Below are 22,065 nucleotides of genomic sequence, written 5' to 3'. Positions count from 1 at the left end.
GTGTTAAAAAGTGTTAGATTACTTAACTACAAAAGCATGAAAATTTTGTTTTTGTTACTTTTTTTAAGTGAATGTTTTTAAGAAATAAAAAGAAGCGAGCTTGGTAACAAATGTACAATAGTTTTTAGCATAGAAAAACAATACAAACTATCTTTGTTTTTGTAGTATTTCGTATTTAAAATAACAAAAGACTGAAATGTTTTATCAGTCTTTTATTATATATTATTTTACAAATTTATTAAGAGTCTATATCTTCATTGGTAACCTTTACCACATATTCAATACCATCAATGGCTTTGGAAATAATTTGATTTTTTAAAATATTAGCCATATTCTCCCAATATGCTCTTCCGTAGAAAGAATAGTTTTGTGGAATAATTTCAACCTCAACAGTTCTTACAAAACCTTCTTTAGGTTTGTTGCTAATCATGGTTCCTCTTTTTACCCTTACTTCTTTTAATTCATCTTTTAGAATCATTCGACAATAATTCTTAACATCTTCCAAAGAGATAATTTTATCCCGTGTTGTTAAAGCATAGGTATACGCCTGAATACTCTCAGTTCCTTTTTGTTCTTCAGATCCGCCAATACTTTCGGTGAGAAGGATAATAGACTGTGATTTTAACTGATTGGATAATTCAGTTCCGGGACGCATATGATTGGCCAACTTACAGTGGGTTACCCAAAATGAAGCATAAGTGCTGTCTATTTTTTCTACAGGTTCCATGATCACGTAGTTCAGTTCTTGCTTGGTGCTCCTTTTAGCATTATTCACTTTCTGAACCATCGATTTCATTTTATCTGACATTTCATTTAGAACATTTTTCACATTATCTCTATTTAAAAGAGAAAATGCTGCAACCTCATCCCTTGTCAGTTCCAACACATTGGCAATCATATCAACCGCATTTCTGTTGGTAAAGCGTTCCATTCCGCCTTTTCTTACGGTATACAAACCTTTCTTCAAATCCTCTGCAGGAGTAAAAGGAATTTCGGTGTATTTTCTTCCTTCTCCATCCTGAACCTCATCTACATATAAAAAGTGTTCACCTTCATCTGTTACTAAAGGAATATTGTTCCCCATGATATCCAGACTATATTCTGTTTTCTTCCAACCTCTGTTGTAAATCGGGAAAGCATTTAAAACAAATGAAAAATTATCTAATATTTCAGAAGAAAATTGTGGAGGAAACTCAAACGTTAACCACAAGTGACGTTTTCCTTCGATATATCTTAAGACCTCATTAGTCTTTTCTCCTAAATCCAGATTTTCAGGTAGCTTTCCTGGTCCGGAAAATAAGCTTGTTGAAATGCCTGTGATCTCAATGAACTTATCATGATAAATACTTTTGATGTCTTCAATAGTCTTTGTTTTTATCGACTGTTCATGAAACATCTGTTCGTACCCTTCTGCTTCGCTGCTTTTAACATACGAAAGTCCTTCTCTTACAAACAGAGGATTTCCGTTGCTTGTAACCGTAACGTATGGCAAAAGCTTATGCACAAAATCCAAATGCTCGAAAGCAGGATTTGAACAATACAGACTTATATATTTAGGAAAATTTTCGTTGGTGTATTGGCTTACATCAATTCCAATGGTAAGTTTTCTATAGTCTTCATTTTTTGCATCAATTCTGCAAATTGGAATTTTGTTTAATCGTTCATCTATACTATAGCAACTTTTCCCAACCATCATTATTGAAGTCTGGGCTTTATTAATTTTAATATTCCCAATTGGGGTAAACGCTATACTCAACTGCTTATCTGACTCTGCTTTTACCGTGGAGACCATTTGTTTCTTAAAAAAGAACTCTGTATGATCCAGCAAAACCTCAGAAGATTCGGCAGATTCAGAAAGTTCCGCAAAAGCAATAGCATGTGCAGGAATTGGGTGAGTGTAAACGGAAGGAGTAAGAAGCTTGGCCAGCTTTTCTAAAATACGGGCATTAACGGTTTGTATTTCGTTGTTGGCTTTGAAAACTTCAGTACTGAACGCGTCGATCAGTAATTTAACAAAAGGATCCAAAGACTGTGGACTTTTTAGTCCCCAAACCTTAGTAGCGTTCTGAAGCATTCTTGCTTTTACAGATTCTTTGGAATAAATATTCTGGTCTAAATTCATAAATTTTAATTACAATACATTTTTAATCGACAGACATGGGGCTCAAAAATAATTCTGTGGAAAAGCTGAAACGTTCTCCCGTTTCGTCCATTTTTGCATTAATGGCGATTCTCACTTTTTTCTTGATCTCGGTATGTTCTTTTGTGTCGTAGTTGTGTTCTACAAATTGTATGTATGCTTCAACCTGAGGCTGAACAATTCGGGGTTCATATTGTTGTATCTGTCTTTTGAGACTTTTAATAAAAACGCTTTCCCAAACGGCACTTGTAACTCCATTATCGAATTCCAGATTCCAAACATCGTTTCCGTAATTTTCATCATATCTGTTTTCGCCTTTTTTGGTAGTTATCATCAGCATAATGTTATGGGCAATACTTTCCCCCATACCGCAGGTGTCTATACTTCCTCCTTCGGTCATTAATGTTGATGGAACAAAAGGCATTCTGTAATTTGGTGTGTCCATAAATCCTTTATTTTTTATTTCATCATAACGTTTACATGAAACGAAACACCAAATTAAACATTTTCATGAAATAATGAGTTATTTGAAAATAAAAATATTGTTGGAAAAGTGGAAAATTGGCTTCTCTTTTTTTAATTTGAATCATTAAGGATTTAAGAATATTAATTTTATTTTAAGTTGGGATTGTTCCATCCCTATGCTCCTCGCAAAGACAAAAAGTTTTGATGAAGTAAATATCATTGATAGTCTCCCAACTCAGAAAATCCGCAGGGAAGAAAAAACAGATTTTGAGCTAGATAAAAGTCACCATTATTGGTGGGAAATAAAAAATAGTAAATCATCTACTCGCTATTATCACCCAAGAGTAAGATAAGAGAGAGGTACCAACTTAATACCATAAAATTGGAGTTAAAGGGTTTACTTGTGGCTAAGTTTAGAAATTTGATAGCGGGTATGGATGAGGAGTGATGGAAAGTGAAAAAGGGCAAACTGAGTCAATATATTAGTTTTTAAGGGTTAAAATTAAAATGATTGGCTTTACCACATTGATATTACGGTAGAGCCAATCATTTTTTTATTTAAGGATAACTTGAAATTATTGTTTTGTAAAGATCAAATCTTTTGTTTCAGGTAAATAAATATTAATATCTGTTCCTTGAGGACATTTACTACTATCAAGAATAATATCATTTGGTCGATATTCCCAAGAAATTTGTGTAGAATTAATTTTCTTTAAAACAACTTCTCCCCAACCTACACGACAATTTGTACCACTATAAAAGAAAATAATGGAATTTATATCAGGTCTTGTTTTAATACTGTAAAGTTTAATTTGAGAATTACTATTATTTTTTGTGTCTTGAAGTGTTGTTCCTGAAGAATTTTTGACAATATATTGAATATCTAAAACATCTGAATAATAATTTTTCTGTGAACTTTTTTGTAATACATTTTCAACTATTGTAATATATAGTGTAATTTCTTTTCCATCAAAAACGCCTTTGTAAACTCCAGCATATGGAGGTAATTCATTGCTTAAATCTTTTTTATATGCATTTGCAGGAGTGTCCTTCAAGGCTGTATTTAGAGGGAGTGTCTGTGCTTTACAAGAAAAAAAACTTATAAAAAGGCTAAAAAGAATTATTGTTTTAAAATTTATTGTTTTCATATACTAATATTTTAATTTTTATGAACAGGTTGTTGAAACTGGTTGGTTACTACTATTTAGACCTATGATTTTAACTGTGCCATCACTTTCGATTCTTTGTAAATTTACTTTTCCATCTAGTCCCATACTTTTTAACGTTTCAAAGAAAAGTGTCTCTACACCTAAATTATTTATTGACCCATCACTATTAATATAGGTATTACCATATAGTAATGGAGTAGTTAAGTCATTTTTTAAAATTTGATAATCAGCATTGTAACTATCTATTTGTTGTTGTGAAAAATTCGTCAAAGCATCCTGATAAGTTCCGTTAAACCAAATAACATAATGCATGCCATTCGGAGCCACCATTCCCATATAAGCGTTATTTACATTTGCAGGATTAGAAGTTGGCTGTGCTCTTGCAAAACCTAATAATTGGTCTATATCTGGAGGTGATAACATTGGTATTCCTGATGGTGTATGGTTGTGATATCCACCTTGGTAACCTGCTTTATCTCCCAAATTAACACTATGTGCTCCTCCGCTTATTGTTGGTGAAGGAGTGCCATCAGCTTTAAATTTCACCCCTTTTTCACCGCCTACAGTAGACTGTGCCTTTAGCTCGTCAATTTTTGGTTGTACTCCTGCTTTCAAAAACATATTTTGAGTTCTCTCACAAGGGTTTTTAGGTTCTTGGGGATAAGGATAACCGTTTCCGCTACCGCCGCCGCCGCCAGAACCCCCACTGCTACCACCGCTACCACCTGTAGAACCCCCACAGTTAGCATCAACATCAACAGCTTGACAAGGTAGCTTTGGACCAGAGGGTAAGCATTGCATATCAGTATAGACATAGGTTGGACCAGCGCTCCCGTCATCGTTTGTCCATGTCCAAGTTGTTGTAATGGTAACACAACCTGCTTTAGCTTCACCACTCGTTGGATTGTTTAATCTTGCTTCTTTAAGTTTTGTTCTGTCATTAAAAACTAAGGCATTAAAGAATTTTTTAGATTCTTCATCTTCTTTTCTCTTAAAAAACACTCTGTCTCCATCTTTGTAGACTAAAAGTACAAAACTCACTTTGTTGTTTTTTATTACAGGTGCTTCAAGGAAACTTTCATTAGTTCCCATAGTTACAGCGTAATCCCAATAAATACTTCCAAAGTTTGTTGTAAAATAATCTTTGTTTCCATATTCATCAAAAACAGCTTTTACATTTTTGATGTATTTTTCATCTTCTTTCCAAGGACTTTTAGATTGGTATTCATTATTCGACGGCTCAGATGCTGAATATACATCGTCGTGAATACAGGAGTACATTGAAGTTGCGAATGCTATTATTAGAAATAGCCTTAAAATAATTTTTTTTCTCATAGGTGTTTTTTGATTTAGTAAATTAAATAATTTTTTCTGAAAATGTGTTTTCATTTTTTAATAATTGTTTTTCATATTGTTATGCTTAAATTAAAGAAGTAAATTTTTAGGTGCCAATTTAGAAAAAATCATTGATTCAGGGTATAGGTATTTTCCCTATATTTTGAATTAATATCTTTCTTATTACAAATCTATATCTGTGGGGCGACAAAACGTATCGTATTTTTTTCTTGTAAATTGATTAGTTAGGTTTTAGAGTGATATAAATTTATAGTACGTATTGATACTATGTTGCAAATTCTTTGTTAATCAATCTATCTGTTTATAATGGCAAATGCGCTGGCAAAAAAGATATAATGGAAAGCGGGATGAAGCTACTAAAAATATGCATAATTGGGATAGTCATAAAAAAAGCTGCCCGACTTAGTCAAACAGCTTTTGAAATTTATTCTTGTACTTTATTATTTCGATTGATAAAATAATAGACCGGAAGTCCGAGGAGAACCATTACAAATCCGGGCCAAGTATATTGTTGCTTGTAAATTAAAAGTAAAATACAGAAACCTGATCCTATCAACAAATAGATAATTGGAGTCACAGGATACAACCAAGTTTTATAAGGTCTTTCCAAATCCGGTTGTTTGAATCTTAAATAAATAACTCCGAAAACGGTAATCATGTAGAACAAAACAATTACAAAAGAAATCATATCTAAAAGATTTCCGTACTGTCCGCTCAAACATAAAAGCGAAGCCCAAACTCCCTGCATCCATAATGCGTTGGCAGGAACTTCATTTTTATTGTTTTTTTCGGCTTGCTTAAAAAACATTCCGTCTTTTGCCATCGTCTGAAAAACTCTTGCGCCTGCTAAGATGAGTCCGTTGTTACATCCAAATGTAGAAACCATTACCAAAATAGCAATAATTACGGTTCCTGCACTTCCAAAAATATTGTGCGAAGCGGCAACCGCTACTCTATCATTTCCCGCAAAAGCAATAGCATCTCTGTCTAGAGCATTCAGATAAACATAATTTACGGCGATATATAAAATCATTACGGCAGAAGTTCCGTAGATCATAGACTTTACAACATTCTTTTTAGGATTTTCTATCTCCCCTGAAACGAAAGTCACACTTTCCCAAGCTACCGAACTGAAAACAGAACCTACCATGGCTGCTGCAATTCCACCCAACAAAGTCATTCCGCCAATCGGCACCCAACCTTCTTTAAGAAAATTACCATTAATATCTTTTTTAAGATTATTAAAAGAATCATATCCGAAATTGAAGTTCTCTGCTAAATGAGAAAAATCAACCAAAATAAATCCGGCCGCTATTAAACCCAACAATGCAATGATCTTCGATCCTGTAAAAATATTCTGCAAAATCTTTCCACTTTCGACACCTCTTGTGTTGATGTACGTAAGTAAAACAATAATGGCGATGGCCAATATCTGAATCCAGGTGATTTTAAATTCTCCACTTTGGAAGATTGGAGCGGCATCATTAAGTGAAGGAACCAAATACGCAGTGAACTTACCGAATGCCATGGCCACTGCAGCGATTGTACCCGTCTGAATTACCGTAAATAATCCCCAACCATACAGAAACCCCATCCTCTTGCCAAAGATCTCTTTAAGGTATGTATATTGACCTCCCGCCTTTGGATACAATGCCGAAAGCTCTCCATAGCTTATGGCTGCAGCCACTGTCATGATTCCTGTGATTACCCAGACTACAATCATCCAATATCCTGATCCGAGGTTCCGCATCATGTCTGCACTTACAATGAAGATCCCACTTCCGATCATGGAACCCATTACCAGCATGATGGCATCCCAAAGTTTTAATTTTTTTTGCATAGTCAAGTATAGGCGTCAAATATAAATAAATATGTGGTTCGTTTCGGATTTTGATTCAAATTTCGATAGAAACCTGTTTTTTATCAATTTATTAACGATTTATGATTCATAATTTTATTAGTATTTTTGGAAAAATTATTAAAAATGAAATTCAAAGCTATAGTATTTGCAGTTGCGGTAAGTGTATCAACGCTGGCTTTTGCACAAGAAGGAAAGAAAATGGGTCCTCCTGCAGGAAATGCAATCGTAGGAGATACTTACGGGAGCACATTAGCTTCTGGGGTTGAATCTAAGGCAATCTCCGTTGACAAACTAAGCAAGAAACTTAAAAAAGAGAATAAAAAAGTAGAAAATGTAGCGATAAAAGGAAAGGTAGTTGATGTTTGCGATAAGAAAGGATGTTGGTTAACAATCCAGACTGAAGATAATTCTCAGTTCTTCGTAAAAATGAAAGATTATGCTTTTTTTGTCCCAACTGCTTTAAAAGGTAAAACGGTTGTATTGGACGGAAGCGCTGAAAGAAAAGTAACTTCTATTGACGAGCAGAAACATTATGCAGAAGATGCTAAAAAACCTCAAGCTGAAATTGACGCCATCACTACTCCAAAAGAAGAGATCAGATTTGTAGCTAACGGAATTAAAGTTGTGAACTAATCACCTTTGTCATTCTGAACGAAACTATATATAAAAACAAAAGCGGAACAATTTCTTGTTCCGCTTTTTTTAGTATTCTATTTTAAATTCAACTACTGCATCCAATTTTGGATATTTAGTAGCAGAAATAAATTTCTTTCCTGTACAGTCGATTTCGAGCCAACCTTTCTTTTTCTTCACATCTCCCACTTCCATCACAAAAGGAACAAAAGATATTTCGTCGTTCCCTTCCTCTATGATTTCTCGATACTGAACCGCCACATCTAAAATACATTCATGATCTGTATTTAGTTTTACATTTCTGTAAATAATGTCGTAATGTGTTTCCTGGTTTTCGGGAATCTCTAAATACGTTTCCCAACCTGTCGTATCAGCATTTAATTCACTAATTGCTTTTAGTGCATAGTACAATGCAATCGTATAATATTTTCTTGTTCCTTTTCTCGTGTAGTCATCTGCGAAATGTCCGCCTTCAAATAAAATCGTAGGCATTCCGGCTTTGATAAAATTATCGCCCGTGGAAGTTGGATAAAATTCATCAGAATATCTTCCAATTTGATTTGGGATTAATTCTTTCAGATTATTATAAACTTCAGCAATTACCGCCATGCATTTTTTTCTGTTCTCCGTTACTGTTCGTTCTACATTTTCAGAAGGTGCCAAAAATGAAAGTGTAGCGGGATGAACTCCATCCGTTGTAAAGATTGTTCTTTGCTCATGCAAATTCAAAGCGTAATCATATTTCTTTGAAGCCACTGCATTTTTAAGAAACTTAATCTCTTTACTCGCCTCGTTATGAAAATCTCTATTAAGATCAATATCCGAAGCATTCAATCTTGTCCATCTTTCAGAACCGTCCGGATTTAACATAAAAATAAAATCGAGTTTGATCTTACTAAAAAGTTCATCTTTTAATTCAGGTGCTTTTTCTAAAGTTGTTAATAAATCCAACAGGGCATGAGTAGCATTCGATTCATTTCCGTGCATCTGCGACCAAGCAAGAATATTAATATTTCCTGTTCCGAGGCTTAGCATGTAAATAGGTTTCTTTAAATACGATTTTCCGATCTCCTGAATATAATCGGCGAGATTGGTCTGTAGGTAAGAAAATAATTTTTCAGGGGAAATATAGCGATTAGGAAAATTAGGGTTTTCTAAATAGATGTGTTCAAAATTCATTGTGCAATAATTTACAAGAGTCAAATTTAACCAATTTCGGTCAAAAAATAAAATTAACATTTGTAAATAAAATAAACAACGCTTATTGCCAAAATGTCGGTGGATAAAATTGTGGATTACATATAATTCAATCAATAATGTGTAATCAACTACAAGGCAACTAGTTACAGTGTTTAATTAAACAGTAATTTGAAGTTTACTTGAAGTGACTAATTGCCTATTTATCCGTATTTGAGCATAATATAATTAAACATCTACAGTGTGGATAAATACTCATAAAATCATTATATACAAATGTAAATTAGCCAAATTTTGAAGTTTACTGATTATTTTCTTCCCTCAATTTATAATTGAATTTAGAAATGTAATTCTAATTTAAGTCCAATAGTATCCACTCATAAAAGCTAACTTAATACAGCTAAAAACCGCTATTTAATCAGTATTTAAAGTACATATTACAATAGTAAACTTCCTATTAATGCTTATTTACACCTACTTACCAAGACTTATAGCCAGATTCTACTATTTACAAATGAAACTTAACAAAAATAGCTTTATTAGTCAATTAACCGAAATAATTAGCGCTGAACTTACTAATAAGTTATTGACTTTTTTGTGAATATCTGTCAAAAAATGAGAAATTGCCCGTGGAAAATATTTTTACAAATCTAGAAAATAGAATTTACATTATTATAACTAGTTGTTTATTAATTACTTGAACTGTTTACATTTGTATCGATTGCTAGTTTACATTTCTGCATTATCAAGGTTTGCATTTGTAAATTTAATTATTTACATTTGTAAAACAATTGAAAGCTTATTATATGAGTCTAAACGAAAGAATTTCAAAAGTTATAGAGTATTCTAATCTTACTCCTTCCGAATTTGCAGATGAGATAGATGTTCAGCGTTCTTCTATTTCGCATATTACTTCGGGAAGAAATAAGCCTTCATTAGAATTCATCATCAAAATAAAATCGAGTTTTCCGGAAATATTATGGGACTGGTTGGTCACTGGGGAAGGCGAAATGTTGAAATCAGATCTACCCGAAACAAATGAAGTTTTGGAAAAAGAAGACCTCTTTGAAGAAGAAAAATCGAAGCCTACTTCCCTTCCGGATCTTTTTACAATGATGAATAAAGATGAAGATTTTGGAGCCAACGAAACGGAAATTGATGACCCAAAAGAGAGCCCACGAGAATCATTTATAGCGCCCCAAAGTACTGCTCAGGAAAAAATATCCGATTCTCCGCGATTAGAGAAATCAAAAGATCAAATCATTAGTGAAGCCATTGGAAATCAGAGCAATAAGATAAAACGAATTGTCTTGTTCTACGAAAATGGAAAATTTGAAAGTTTTGAGCCCTAAAAGACCAAATCTAAGAAAATAACCATGCTAATAATATTTGGAAATGAGAAATTAAAACCTAATTTTTCTCTTCCGAACCTTTTACTTTGATGGATAAAATGATGATTTTAGTACTAATAATTTAGAAATTAAAGCATCAAAAAAGAACCCTCAAGAACCTTTTATAGCGTCCTAAAAACCCAATCAAAGAATAAAAATCCAGCTAAAAAATACTCAAAAAAGAGAAATCAAAATCGAATTTTGCCTTCCGAATTCTTCTACAATAATGAAATAAAGATGGAGATTTTAGTACCAATGATACAAAATTTGAAGTCTCAAAAAAGAGTTCTCAGTAACCTTTTATAGTATCTAAAAACCTAATCAAAAGATAAAAATTCGACTAAAAAACATTTGAAAAAGAGAAATTAAAACCCAATTTTTCGCCTCTAAATTCTTTTAAGATGATATAAAAAGGAAAATTTCAGCGAATTTGAAGCTCAAAAACTGCTATTGAGAAGCCTTTATAGTATCCAAAAAACCTAATCAAAGGATAAAAATCCAGCTAAAAAATATTCGGAAAATCGAAGTTAAAATCAAATTTTGCCTTCCGAATCTTTTTATAAAGATGAACAAAAATGGAGATTGTATTACCCAATAATACAGAAATTGAAGCCTCAAAATTGGGCTCTCAGAAACCTTTTTATAGTATCTATGTATAACTTTGAGAAAAATATCCGATTCTCAGCGATTAGAAAATTCCAACAATGAAACCACTGGCAATTAACTGAATACAGATCGTTACATCGTAATCATCACTTTGGCATATTAAAACATAAAATTTGAGAATTTTAAGCCCTAAAAAACCTGATCAAAGAAAATGATCAGGCTAAAAAATATTTGAAGAAGAAAACTAAAGCTATTGCTTTATATTTTTCAGCTATTACGATTAAAATGATCTACTCATTTCATTGCTTTTTCAAGGTTATACAACTAAGTTACAAAAAGAATAATTAATTCACAATATAAATTTAATTTTATTGAATCTATATTATCATATTCTTAAATTAGCTATCTATTTACAATATAAAAACAAAAAAAATACCTCCCAGCTATTGGAAGGTATTTTGTATATAAAGTATAAACTTATTTGCTCTTTCTTCGATTTAGTTCTTTCTGAATAAGACCTAGCTCTCTTCCTGTTTGCCCTGCTACAGAAGTGTTTTCTCTAGCTCTTCTCGTAAGATAAGGAACGACATCTTTTACAGGTCCGTAAGGGAGATATTTTGCTGCATTATATCCTTTATCAGACAAGTAAAACGTGATATTATCACTCATCCCATACAATTGTCCGAAGTAAATGTGTGGATTGTTATTGTCAAGAGATTTGGCTTTCATTTTATCCATAATCAGCTCAGAAGAGATCTCATTATGAGTTCCAAAAAACGCTGAAACTTTATCTAAATGATTCATTACAAAATCAATACCTGAGTTGTAATTTTTGTCTGAAGCATCTTTGTTGGGCTGAATAGGATCAGCATAACCTTTCTCTGCTGCTCTTGCTCTTTCTTTCTCCATGTAAGCACCGCGAACGATCTTATAGCCAATGAAATAATTCTTTTCTCTGGCTCTTTGAAGATTCTCTTCCATGTATTCCAATCTACCGGTTCTATACATTTGGATGGTATTCCAAACGATTGGTTTTTCCTGATTATATTTCTCCATCATCTCTTCACATAAGTGATCAGCTGCATCCTGCATCCAGGTTTCCTCAGCATCTACCATTACTTTTTTGTCGTGTTCATGGCAAAGTTTACACACTTCATCGAATCTTTTCACCACCCTTTCCCACTCTTCTTTTTGGCTTGATGTGAGCTCTGCATTCTTTCCAACGGCTTCATACAAATCAATTCTACCAAACGCAGTAGGCTTAAAAACAATAAAAGGAATCGCAGGATTTCCTACAGAAAATCGTACAATATCTTTAATTTCTTTACAGACAGCATCAAATGTTTCTTCGTCTTCTTTACCTTCAATTGAGTAATCGAAAATACTTCCTACTCCTCTTTTAAAGAGTTGTTTCACTGCTTTCATGCTTTCTTCACGCGTTTCTCCACCACAAAATTGGTCAAACAAAGTGTTTTTTACAATTCCGGTAACGAAAGGGAAATTATTATGAACAGTGAAATTAAGGATAGAAGTTCCAAGACTTGTAAGAGCGGGCTGTTCAATCATTTTGAACATCCAGTACGCTTTTCTTAACTGTGCATCAGACTTGTCTGCAAATGCAACTTTAGTATCGTTAAAAATGGGCATTCCTTTATATTAAATTTAGTTTTGCAAAGGTAATGATAACCTTAATCTTTTTACAATATTTTCTTCTATATTTTACCTTCAATTCCGTTTAACAGCATCGCAATGATTCCAACAAAAACCCAAAGTCTTAATATATTAATGGTCAGAAAATTACTTTTTCTTGAAGAATTTAAGAGCAGATAAATACAAAGTACGAATACAAACAATCCGCCAGAGAAATAATAGGCCATAAATCCTGAAATTCCCGTTTTAAGAATCAATTTCATTGAAACTGTCATCGTAATAATCATCAAAAAAATAATGATTCCTTTTGTTGTTTTAGTCTTAAAGTAATTAGGAATTGTGGTATATCCAAAGGCTTTATCTACACTTTTTGTAAGGGTGTCTTTTACAATATCAATGCATAAAAGAATAAGAAAAAGGAAGATCGCCATCAAAAGAACCTTCTTTGAAAAGGTCTCATAATACACCATCATTCCAAAAAAAGGATATAGGGTAAGGCTCACAAAAGTGAGGTTATTGAGGATTAAAATCCGGCTTAATTTATGGCTATAGAACCACATAAAAAACTGGTAAACTACAAAAAAAGCAAACACATTATGTGAAATTGTCCATGCAACTCCTAACGAAATAATGCTTAAAAATAAATAAGCATAGAGAAAATATTTCTGTTTTATGAAGCTTTGAATTCTTGTTCGGAAAGGTTTTACGATATGATCTTTTTCAAAATCGTAGAATTGATTAATAATTCCTCCCGCCAAAATGGTTAAAACCGTACAAAAAATAATGCCGTGAACCCTAAAATCGAAGACAAATTTCCTGAAACTTTCATCTTGATTAAACAAGAAAAAGGTAGAGACATAGAGTGCAAAAGTAAGCAGAATAGCTACAAAAAATCGTGCGCCCAAAAGAAAGCCCACGAATTGTGAAAATCTATAAATTAAAGATTTTGAGACAAAGTTCTTTTCTTGGAAATTTTCTTTTTCAGAATTCATTCCCAATCCAATTAAAATCTGTAAATCACTTCTTTATGGAAGCCATCAAGCATTTTCTCAGCTTTTTCGTAGTCTTTAGTGAAACCTAAAATATAACCTCCACCTCCGCTTCCACAAAGTTTTAGGTAATACGCATTAGAATCCAAGCCTTTTTTCCAGACATTAAAAATACTTTCAGGAATCATCGGACGGAAATGTTCGTATGCCCAATGAGAAAGTTTCTTTAAATTCCTAAAGAAAGGATTCATATCTTTTTTAAGGAAAGCCTCTATACAAGCGTTATTATAACGGATAAACTCTTCTTTCAATGTTTTACGGAAACCTTCTGTCTTCATTTTTTCAAAGAAAATCTGAACCATTGGTCCGGTTTCACCTGTCATTCCAGAATCAATTAAGAAAATGGCTCCTTTACCTTCCTGGCTTCTAGGAATGGATACTTTATCTACACTTTCTTTGCTTTCAATAAGAATAGGAAGATTCATGTAGCAGATAAGTGGATCAATTCCAGAGCTTTTTCCATGGAAATAACTTTCCATCAGTCCAAAAACACTTCTTAGACTTTTTAATTCATCTTTAGAAATATTTTCAGGATTACGTTTTTTAATTGAATAACGTTCGAAAATAGCGGCTACTAAAGCGCCTGAACTCCCAACTCCGTATCCTTGTGGAATATTACTGTCGAAGAATAAACCTTCAGAAATCTCCTCCTTAAATTTTGAAACATTAATTTCAAAGCCTTCCGGAACTTCTAAATTCAGTAAATAATCTGCGTACTTTGTAAGGTGTTCATTAGACTTTTTTTCAAAATCAGAATCTAATGTTGAGAACTTAAGGGTGCCTTTATAGAAACTATAAGGCAATGTCAAACCTTGGGAATCTTCAATGATTCCGTATTCCCCGAACAAAAGAATTTTTGCGTAAAATAAAGGGTTTGTCATTATATAATAAATCTTTTTTGCAAAGTTAAAATTATTCTGTTCAATATAAGCAAAATCTAAGCCGAATTATAACTTATTTTAACAGAAAATTGGGACTTATCTTTTAATTATATCATAAAAAGCAGCATATCTCTCTTAAAGGTAGCAAAAAAACTAAATGCTATCAAGCTTTTATTATTAATTATCTCTAAATTATTGCTTTAGCAATTCATGATTTAAGTTTGAATCTATATAGAAATTAGGTGCTTTCTGATTATCATTTACGAAAAAGGAGGTTAGTTTGACTATATTTTGGAAACAAAAAAGCCATTAAATTACTTTAATGGCTTTTAAAAATTTTTATAATTAATTATAATGTATCTCTATCTTTCATCATTTTTACTTTCATAAAACGAATTAGAACAAGACCTATTGCAAAGAATAGTGTCATAGAAAGTGCTGCAATACGCATGTTATTAAAATGCTCAATTAATGTTGCAAAGATGAACGTCCCTAAAATAATAGCCAACTTTTCCAACACATCATAGAAGCTGAAAAACGTTGTATTCTCCATTGAATCTTCCGGTAAAAGTTTTGAATAGGTAGATCTAGACATTGCCTGAAGACCTCCCATTACCAAACCTACCACTGCAGCAACTCCGTAGAACTGATACTCTACTGTAGGGTTTTCTTTATTAAGGAAAAATGCCCATAAACATGCCACGATCCATAATATAATAGCAATTGAAATCACATTTCTGTTTCCTATTTTTTTAGATAATCTTGAGAATATAACCGCTCCAATAATCGCTTCAATCTGAATAACCAAAAGCGTTCCGATCAATTTATCCTGTGCCAGGTTGATCTCACTTTTCCCAAATAATGTTGCCATTAAGAAAATAGTTTGCATTCCTACACTGTAGAAAAAGAAACTTGACAGGAAGAATTTTAGATTTCTATCCTTAAATAATAAGTTTCCTGCTTTGAAAAGTTCATGAAAACTTTCTTTTGCAATGTCTTTATAAAAGCTGATATTATCTTTAAATACCTCGAAGAAACCTCCTTGATCTTCATGCTTTTTGAAGATGTTCTTATAGTTTAATAAAACAAGATCTTTAGGTAATTTCTCTTTAACATCCCCAAATTGAGGCAGATGCTTGAAAGTATATTGAGAAAATCCAAACCACCAAGCACCTGTTAATAAGAAACTAATTCTTGTAAATAACAATTGCTGTGCAGCTCCTTTTGCAAAAACCTGGATCAATACCAAACATAAAACCACCAACACTACTGAGCCAATATATCCGTAAACATATCCTTTTGCAGACAACGCATCCTGTTTATCCCGTGTCGCAATATCCGGTAAAAAGGAATTATAAAACACCAAACTTCCCCAAAATCCTACACTTGCTGTGATACTAAATAGCAATCCCAGAAAGACATTGTGCATTCCTGTGAACATCGCCAATCCCATACAAGAGGTAGCTCCCAGGTAACAGAAAAACTGTAAGAATGATTTTTTATTACCAATAGTATCTGCTAAAGAAGATAAAAATGGTGACAATAAAACGACGATAAAGAAAGATATCGTTAATGAATATCCGTACACCGCATCCGGCTGATATTCTTTTCCGAAGATCTTGATCATGTGCCTTACCGGCACATCAATCCATTTTTTTGTTTCCGCTATATATTCTTTCTTTTCATACGCAGTGGTAAGAATGGAGTAATAAATTGGAAAAATAGTAGAGGTAATTACTAAAGAATAAACAGAATTAGCCCAGTCATAGACTGCCCAAGCTTTCATAATCTTTGGATTATTCTTAATATTTTGTGAAGGTTTATTCCCTGTTTCAGACATTTATAATAAGTATTAGTTTAGCAAAAATAAAAAAACCATTAAGAAATTGATAACAATTTAAAAAAATTATCAAATCCTTAATGGCTGTAAATATACTTTAAAAAGTATTATAAATTCTCAATAACAATTGCAGATGCACCACCGCCTCCATTACAGATCGCTGCAGCACCATATTTTGCATTATTTTGTTTTAAAACATTGATTAAAGTAACAATGATTCTAGAACCTGAACTTCCCAGTGGGTGTCCTAGCGCTACCGCTCCTCCGTTTACGTTTACTTTAGCGGCATCCAATCCTAAGATCTTATTGTTTGCTAAACCTACTACAGAAAATGCTTCGTTAAATTCGAAGAAATCAATATCTGCAAGTGTTAAACCAGCTTTTTTAAGAGCAATTGGTAACGCTTTTGCAGGTGCTGTAGTAAAGTTTTCAGGCTCTTGAGCAGCATCAGCATAAGAAACAATTCTTGCTAAAGGCTTAAGACCTAGTTCTTCCATTTTTTCTTTAGAAACAAGAATTAATGCAGAAGCACCATCATTTAAAGTAGATGCATTAGCAGCAGTTACTGTTCCTCCTTCTTTCTTAAATACAGTTGGAAGCGTTGGGAGTTTATCGAATTTTACTGCTTTGTATTCTTCATCTTCAGCGAAAATGATTGGATCTCCTTTTCTTTGAGGAATTGATACAGGAACAACCTCATCAGCAAATTTCCCTTCGCTCCATGCTTTTGCAGATCTTTTGTAAGATTCTATTGCAAAATTATCTTGCTCTTCTCTTGTAATATTATAGTCAGTTGCACATTTTTCAGCACAAACTCCCATGTGAACTTTGTTGTAAACGTCTGTAAGACCGTCTAGAACCATTCCGTCCTGCATTTTAACGTCTCCTAATTTTGTAGCGTTTCTTGCATTATAATAATGAGGAACTGAAGACATGTTTTCCATACCTCCAGCAACAATTACGTCTGCATCACCAGCTTTGATTGCCTGTGCAGCCATACTTACTGCTTTCATTCCTGAAGCACAAACTTTATTAATCGTTGTAGCGATAGTTTCATTGGAAAGTCCCGCTCCTAAAGCAACCTGACGAGCCGGAGCCTGTCCTTCACCTGCCTGTAATACGTTACCCATATAGATTTCCTGAACATTTTTAGGATCTAGACCAATTTTATCTAATGCTCCTTTTACTGCAGCTGATCCTAACTTTGTAGCCGGAACAGTTGATAAACTTCCTAAGAAACTCCCCATTGGAGTTCTTACTGCAGAAACGATGAATACTTCTTTCATGTGTATATCTTTATTTTTTCTATTTTAAACTTTATAGTAAAGCTTTCTGTTATTTTGTTTTTGCTTTTATTAAAACCAAATCAAATTGTTCATTATCAATCTTACTTTGAATTTTAATATAATTATCCTGCGTTGCAATCACTTTATTACTGAAAACATCTCCTACTTTTATGCGGTTTGCTTCCTCTGTTTTTTCAAGAACAATCAACTTATAATTACAGTCATCCACAAAAACAAGACTAGATTTTATATGATCTTTCCCATCATTATAATATTCCGTCTGCACATTATCTTTTACCGTCATATACCAAAGATTTTTTGGGTAATTGATTCGTAAAAATGTACCTTCCTTTATATTACTACATTTGGTAGGATTATCAACAGGTTTTTGCTGCGTTGCTTCTTTTTTAGCAGTATCAGCAGTTGTTTTTTTCTGAGCGTCTATTTGAGAAACACTCAAAAACAATAATGCAACGGAGATTGTTTTTATGTACTTCATATCTGTGTTTTGTTATTTACTTTATTATTTTTTGCTAAAATTATTATAAAAGCACCTAGGAATTCAATTGCCCAACCCCATTTTAATTTAACTACTCCTGCAAAAGTTTCTCTCCAAGATTTAAAAGGTAAAAAACTGAAATAATCTAAAGACTGAACTTTAACAGCAATCAAACTAAGAATGAATAAAAGAATTAAAAGAACAGCAAAAGTTCTTGCGATTTTCGCACTGTTATTCACGATTCCAAAAAGGGCACCTGCAGAAAGAATCCAACAGGTAATGGCCAAAGAATGGTCTAGCTTCCAGTAATTCCAATTACCTATAATCGGAACGTGGACTAAGGGCAAAAAACTACCCACAACCACCAATAACAATCCTAATAACTGAATATTTTTCATAATTCTTAAAGTGCCAAAATACAAAAAAAAACACACTTTATATCAGTGTGTTTTAAAAACAAATTATTCGCATCCAAACAATCGTTAGTTTCAAAATAAAGATTATAATTTTAAACATTCCGTAATAAAAACAAACTTTTATCAATTAATTAAAAATTAACATTCATCAATTCATTATGTTTTTACGTCCATATTTAATGCCCATATTAACAATATTATATATATGAACTATAAAACGGTAAAATTTATAAAAGACTACTTGAAAAAACGAAAAATGCACCTTTTCTCAAAAGTGCATTTTGTATTTTAATAATTAATTTATTGAATTAATGGTTTACTGAAGAAACATCTTCAGGTTTATGTTCATGCTTAAATAAAACAGCAAAAAGAATAGCTAATACAAAAGCATAAGCTGCAAAAGCCAACCAAATATTTGTCCAGTCTCTTAGCATTACTGCAGAAGTTAAAGTTCCATCAGCATTTACAGCAGAATTGAAGGTGTTTTTAAGGATCTCAAGAAAAGAAGGATTATTTGGCGTTGTATCCAAATAAGTTGATAATTCTGTAGCATTTACAAATTTATGCGTGAAGAATTTATCAATTGCCCAACCCGCAAGATTACTTCCAAAATAAGCTCCAAAACCATTGGTCATCATCATAAACAACCCTTGTGCAGAAGAACGAAGTTTTTTATCCGTTGTTGTTTCTACGAAGAGAGAGCCCGAAATATTAAAGAAATCGAAAGCCATTCCGTAAACAATACAAGATAAAATGATTAATGAAACACCATATCCTTCCGGAGTTCCGTATGCAAAGAATCCAAATCTTAAAACCCATGCAAACATTGAAATTAACATTACCTTTTTAATTCCGTATCTCTTTAAAAAGAAAGGAATCGCCAAAATAAATAGCGTCTCAGAAACCTGAGAAATGGACATTACAATCGTTGATCTCTGAACTACAAAAGATTCTGCATATTTAGGAAAATGAGAAAACTCACTCAAAAATACGTCTCCGTAAGCGTTTGTTAACTGTAACGCAGCTCCCAAAAGCATCGAAAATCCGAAAAATAAAGCCGTTTTATAATTAGTAAATAGCTTAAATGCATTCAGACCTAATTGTTCAAATATAGAAGTGCTTTTATCTATTAATTTCTGTGGCGGGCATTTAGGTAAAGTTAATGCGTAAATCCCCAAAATAATTGCTGCTACTCCTCCAATATAAAATTGCCCTTCTGTGGCTTTATTTCCTGTAAGATTGGTAACCCACATGGCAACAATAAATCCAATAGTTCCCCAAACACGAATAGGAGGAAAATCTTTAACAACATCCAGATTACTGTTCTTCAAAACCGTATAAGAAATAGAGTTTGCAAGAGCGATTGTCGGCATATAAAAACACATTGCGACAAGCATTATCAAGTAAAAAGAGCTTGGGGTTTCTGTATGTGGTAAAATAAAAAGTGTAACCCCGTAAAGAACTTGTAAAACGGAAAAAATTCGTTCTGCATTCACCCATCTGTCGGCAATAATCCCAGTAATGGTCGGCATAAAAATGGAAGCGATCCCCATTGTTCCGAAAACAGCTCCAAACTGAGTTCCATCCCAATGTTTTGTACCGAACCAAAAGTTAGCCATCGTAATAAGCCATGCTCCCCAGACAAAAAACTGAAGAAAACTAAGGATGGTCAATCGTAGTTTTAAATTCATAGTTAGTGTAAAATATCTCTTTTAGTCAATTTTCTTTTTCCTCCTTTTGATTTCCTCCTGGATCTCCAAAGCAGTGTCATAATCTTCTTCTTTTACCGCTTCATCCAATAGCTTCTGAAGCTCTTCCATAGAAAGAGATATTAAATTATCCTCAGCCTGAACAGTTTCTGAAAACGGTTGATCTTCTTTGGCAACATCTTCCAGCTCCAAGAGAATTCCCGCTTCATTTAATACTTGCTGAGTCGTAAAAATAGGAGCATCAAATCTTACTGCCATTGCTACTGCATCAGAAGTTCTGGCATCAAGAATTAATTCTTCATCATTACTCTTATTTTTGAAATTAATATTTGAAAAGAAAACACCATCTACAATCTGATAAATGATCACAGAGATGAGCTCATAATTTGCAGAGGTGATAAATTTTGTAAATAAATCGTGAGTAAGTGGACGAGGTGGATGAATATCTTTCTCTAAGCCAAGAGAAATAGATTGTGCCTCGAAATTTCCTATAACAACAGGTAATTTTATGTGTGATTCTTCATGTTCCAATAACAAAGCGTACGCACCTGATTGGGTCTGGCTGTACGATATTCCGCGTATAATTAGCTGCTTATAATCCATAGCTACAAATATAATTTAATTTTTTATTGCAGGTTTCTATTTTTAGTCAAAAATAAAAGCCTGTAAAGATACTAAATAACTGGAAAATTATAGGGGTGAAAATGTGGTAAAAAGCACATTAAAGCTTAAATAAAGCTATAAAAATGATTATTTTTTTAATTTCAATTTAATAAAAATACAGTCAAAAATATAACCTTATAGTAAACAATACTTTACCGTGAAAAAATCACCTTAACAATTAATTACAATCCCTTTTCAAGAACTATCATTTACTTTTAATGATTTCGTTATTGTCCTAAAAAAAACACCAAAGAATAACCTTTGGTGTTTGTATTATTGATAGGATTGTTTTTATCCTTTAATAGCCTTAATCTTCTCAGTTAATGCAGGAATAATTTGGAAAGCGTCTCCTACGACTCCATAATCAGCAGATTTGAAGAACGGAGCTTCAGGATCACTGTTGATTACAACGATAGTTTTAGAAGAGTTTACTCCAGCTAAGTGCTGAATAGCTCCCGAAATACCTACTGCAATATAAAGATTTGGAGAAATTGCTTTACCAGTCTGTCCAACGTGCTCTGTGTGAGGTCTCCAACCGATGTCAGAAACTGGCTTAGAACAAGCTGTAGCAGCCCCTAAAACATTTGCTAATTCTTCAATCATTCCCCAGTTTTCAGGACCTTTCAATCCTCTACCTGCAGAAACTACTACTTCAGCTTCTTTAAGATCTAATTTCCCAGAACTTTGCTCGTGAGAGATCACTTTAGTATCTTCGTTAGCCACTGATAAGTTTTTCACTTCCTCAGCACCTGAAACTGCATTTTCTTTAACACCGAAAGCATTTTGAGAAACTGTAAGAATTACATTATTCCCTTCCGCTTTTGCGTGCATAAAACCTTTTCCAGAGAAAGCTCTTCTTTTCACCTGGAATGGAGAAAGACTTTCCGGAGCCGCCAATGTATTTGTAATTAAGGCAAAACCATTCATTACTGCCAACATTGGAGCAATTGAAGAAGCATCTGTAGTATGAGGGAAAACGATAATGTTTCCGTTAGCTACTTCACTTACAGCCTGAGCGTATGCTTTAGCTGAAAAGCTTTTAAGACCTTCGTCTTTGATATTGATAACATTTGATGCTCCATATTTATACAATAAATCTGAAGAATCTGTAGGGTTTACAGAGATTGCCGTAACGGTATCTCCAGCTTGGTCTGCAACTGCCTTAGCATAAGAAACTGCCTCGAAAGCTGCTTTTTTGTAAACTCCATTTATATTTTCTGCGTATACGAATACTGCCATTGTTTTAAAATTAAA

General features: G+C 33.1%; 18 protein-coding genes. 2 read left to right on the top strand and 16 right to left on the bottom strand.

Annotated features, from left to right (window positions below):
* Positions 1 to 238 precede the first annotated feature (238 nt).
* The 5 genes from BUB80_RS14345 to BUB80_RS14325 all read right to left on the bottom strand — a co-directional run bounded on the left by BUB80_RS14345 (position 239) and on the right by BUB80_RS14325 (position 6,970).
* Entirely contained in the window at positions 239 to 2,122 is a 1,884-nt protein-coding gene (locus BUB80_RS14345) for a type VI secretion system baseplate subunit TssF (protein ID WP_073293990.1), read from the bottom strand.
* Positions 2,123 to 2,144: 22 nt separating this feature from the next.
* Positions 2,145 to 2,585: a GPW/gp25 family protein gene (locus BUB80_RS14340; RefSeq protein WP_054509133.1), complete on the bottom strand. Its 441-nt coding sequence runs from the start codon at positions 2,583 to 2,585 to the stop codon at positions 2,145 to 2,147.
* A gap of 595 nt (positions 2,586 to 3,180) precedes the next feature.
* On the bottom strand, positions 3,181 to 3,753 hold the full coding sequence (locus tag BUB80_RS14335) for a DUF6705 family protein (RefSeq protein WP_073293988.1): 573 nt from the start codon (positions 3,751 to 3,753) through the stop codon (positions 3,181 to 3,183).
* An 18-nt stretch (positions 3,754 to 3,771) separates the two neighbouring features.
* Positions 3,772 to 5,109 carry a hypothetical protein gene (locus BUB80_RS14330; RefSeq protein ID WP_139262699.1) on the bottom strand — a complete coding sequence of 446 codons (1,338 nt, stop codon included), beginning with the start codon at positions 5,107 to 5,109 and terminating at the stop codon, positions 3,772 to 3,774.
* A gap of 445 nt (positions 5,110 to 5,554) precedes the next feature.
* The gene (locus BUB80_RS14325) at positions 5,555 to 6,970 is read right to left on the bottom strand and encodes an APC family permease (RefSeq protein ID WP_073293984.1); all 1,416 of its coding nucleotides are present in this window, start codon (positions 6,968 to 6,970) and stop codon (positions 5,555 to 5,557) included.
* A 144-nt stretch (positions 6,971 to 7,114) separates the two neighbouring features.
* Between BUB80_RS14325 and BUB80_RS14320 the strand changes: the two genes are divergently transcribed.
* Positions 7,115 to 7,624, top strand: coding sequence for a DUF4920 domain-containing protein (locus tag BUB80_RS14320; protein ID WP_073293982.1), 510 nt, complete (start codon positions 7,115 to 7,117; stop codon positions 7,622 to 7,624).
* A gap of 69 nt (positions 7,625 to 7,693) precedes the next feature.
* Here BUB80_RS14320 and BUB80_RS14315 read toward each other — a convergent pair whose 3' ends face one another.
* Positions 7,694 to 8,803, bottom strand: a complete 1,110-nt coding sequence (locus tag BUB80_RS14315) for a M14 family zinc carboxypeptidase (protein WP_073293980.1) — start codon at positions 8,801 to 8,803, stop codon at positions 7,694 to 7,696.
* Positions 8,804 to 9,627: 824 nt separating this feature from the next.
* Between BUB80_RS14315 and BUB80_RS14310 the strand changes: the two genes are divergently transcribed.
* Positions 9,628 to 10,173, top strand: a complete 546-nt coding sequence (locus tag BUB80_RS14310) for a helix-turn-helix transcriptional regulator (protein WP_073293978.1) — start codon at positions 9,628 to 9,630, stop codon at positions 10,171 to 10,173.
* A 1,122-nt stretch (positions 10,174 to 11,295) separates the two neighbouring features.
* Here the strand turns inward: BUB80_RS14310 and BUB80_RS14305 are convergent.
* The 10 genes from BUB80_RS14305 to BUB80_RS14260 all read right to left on the bottom strand — a co-directional run bounded on the left by BUB80_RS14305 (position 11,296) and on the right by BUB80_RS14260 (position 22,050).
* Entirely contained in the window at positions 11,296 to 12,465 is a 1,170-nt protein-coding gene (locus tag BUB80_RS14305; RefSeq protein ID WP_073293976.1) for a proline dehydrogenase family protein, read from the bottom strand.
* A gap of 65 nt (positions 12,466 to 12,530) precedes the next feature.
* Entirely contained in the window at positions 12,531 to 13,460 is a 930-nt protein-coding gene (locus BUB80_RS14300) for a UbiA family prenyltransferase (protein WP_073293974.1), read from the bottom strand.
* Positions 13,461 to 13,471: 11 nt separating this feature from the next.
* Positions 13,472 to 14,398, bottom strand: coding sequence for a mevalonate kinase family protein (locus BUB80_RS14295; RefSeq protein ID WP_073293972.1), 927 nt, complete (start codon positions 14,396 to 14,398; stop codon positions 13,472 to 13,474).
* 349 nt (positions 14,399 to 14,747) lie between these two features.
* Positions 14,748 to 16,238, bottom strand: coding sequence for an MFS transporter (locus BUB80_RS14290; RefSeq protein ID WP_073293970.1), 1,491 nt, complete (start codon positions 16,236 to 16,238; stop codon positions 14,748 to 14,750).
* A 107-nt stretch (positions 16,239 to 16,345) separates the two neighbouring features.
* The gene (locus BUB80_RS14285) at positions 16,346 to 17,524 is read right to left on the bottom strand and encodes an acetyl-CoA C-acyltransferase (protein WP_073293968.1); all 1,179 of its coding nucleotides are present in this window, start codon (positions 17,522 to 17,524) and stop codon (positions 16,346 to 16,348) included.
* Positions 17,525 to 17,573: 49 nt separating this feature from the next.
* Entirely contained in the window at positions 17,574 to 18,023 is a 450-nt protein-coding gene (locus BUB80_RS14280) for a hypothetical protein (protein ID WP_073293966.1), read from the bottom strand.
* Positions 18,020 to 18,421 (bottom strand): hypothetical protein, encoded by a 402-nt coding sequence (locus BUB80_RS14275; RefSeq protein WP_073293964.1) that lies wholly within the window; start codon positions 18,419 to 18,421, stop codon positions 18,020 to 18,022. Before BUB80_RS14275 ends, BUB80_RS14280 begins: the two co-directional genes overlap by 4 nt.
* 326 nt (positions 18,422 to 18,747) lie before the next feature.
* The gene (locus BUB80_RS14270) at positions 18,748 to 20,130 is read right to left on the bottom strand and encodes a nucleoside permease (RefSeq protein WP_073293962.1); all 1,383 of its coding nucleotides are present in this window, start codon (positions 20,128 to 20,130) and stop codon (positions 18,748 to 18,750) included.
* A gap of 21 nt (positions 20,131 to 20,151) precedes the next feature.
* Positions 20,152 to 20,751, bottom strand: a complete 600-nt coding sequence (locus BUB80_RS14265; RefSeq protein WP_073293960.1) for a bifunctional nuclease family protein — start codon at positions 20,749 to 20,751, stop codon at positions 20,152 to 20,154.
* A gap of 351 nt (positions 20,752 to 21,102) precedes the next feature.
* Positions 21,103 to 22,050 (bottom strand): electron transfer flavoprotein subunit alpha/FixB family protein, encoded by a 948-nt coding sequence (locus BUB80_RS14260; RefSeq protein ID WP_073293958.1) that lies wholly within the window; start codon positions 22,048 to 22,050, stop codon positions 21,103 to 21,105.
* Positions 22,051 to 22,065 lie beyond the last annotated feature (15 nt).

Origin of the sequence: Chryseobacterium polytrichastri (assembly GCF_900142445.1) — a bacterium.
GTDB classification, from domain to species: Bacteria; Bacteroidota; Bacteroidia; order Flavobacteriales; family Weeksellaceae; genus Chryseobacterium; species Chryseobacterium polytrichastri.
The sequence above is the reverse complement of the archived record's forward strand: the minus strand, read 5'-3'. Positions and strand labels throughout refer to the sequence as shown.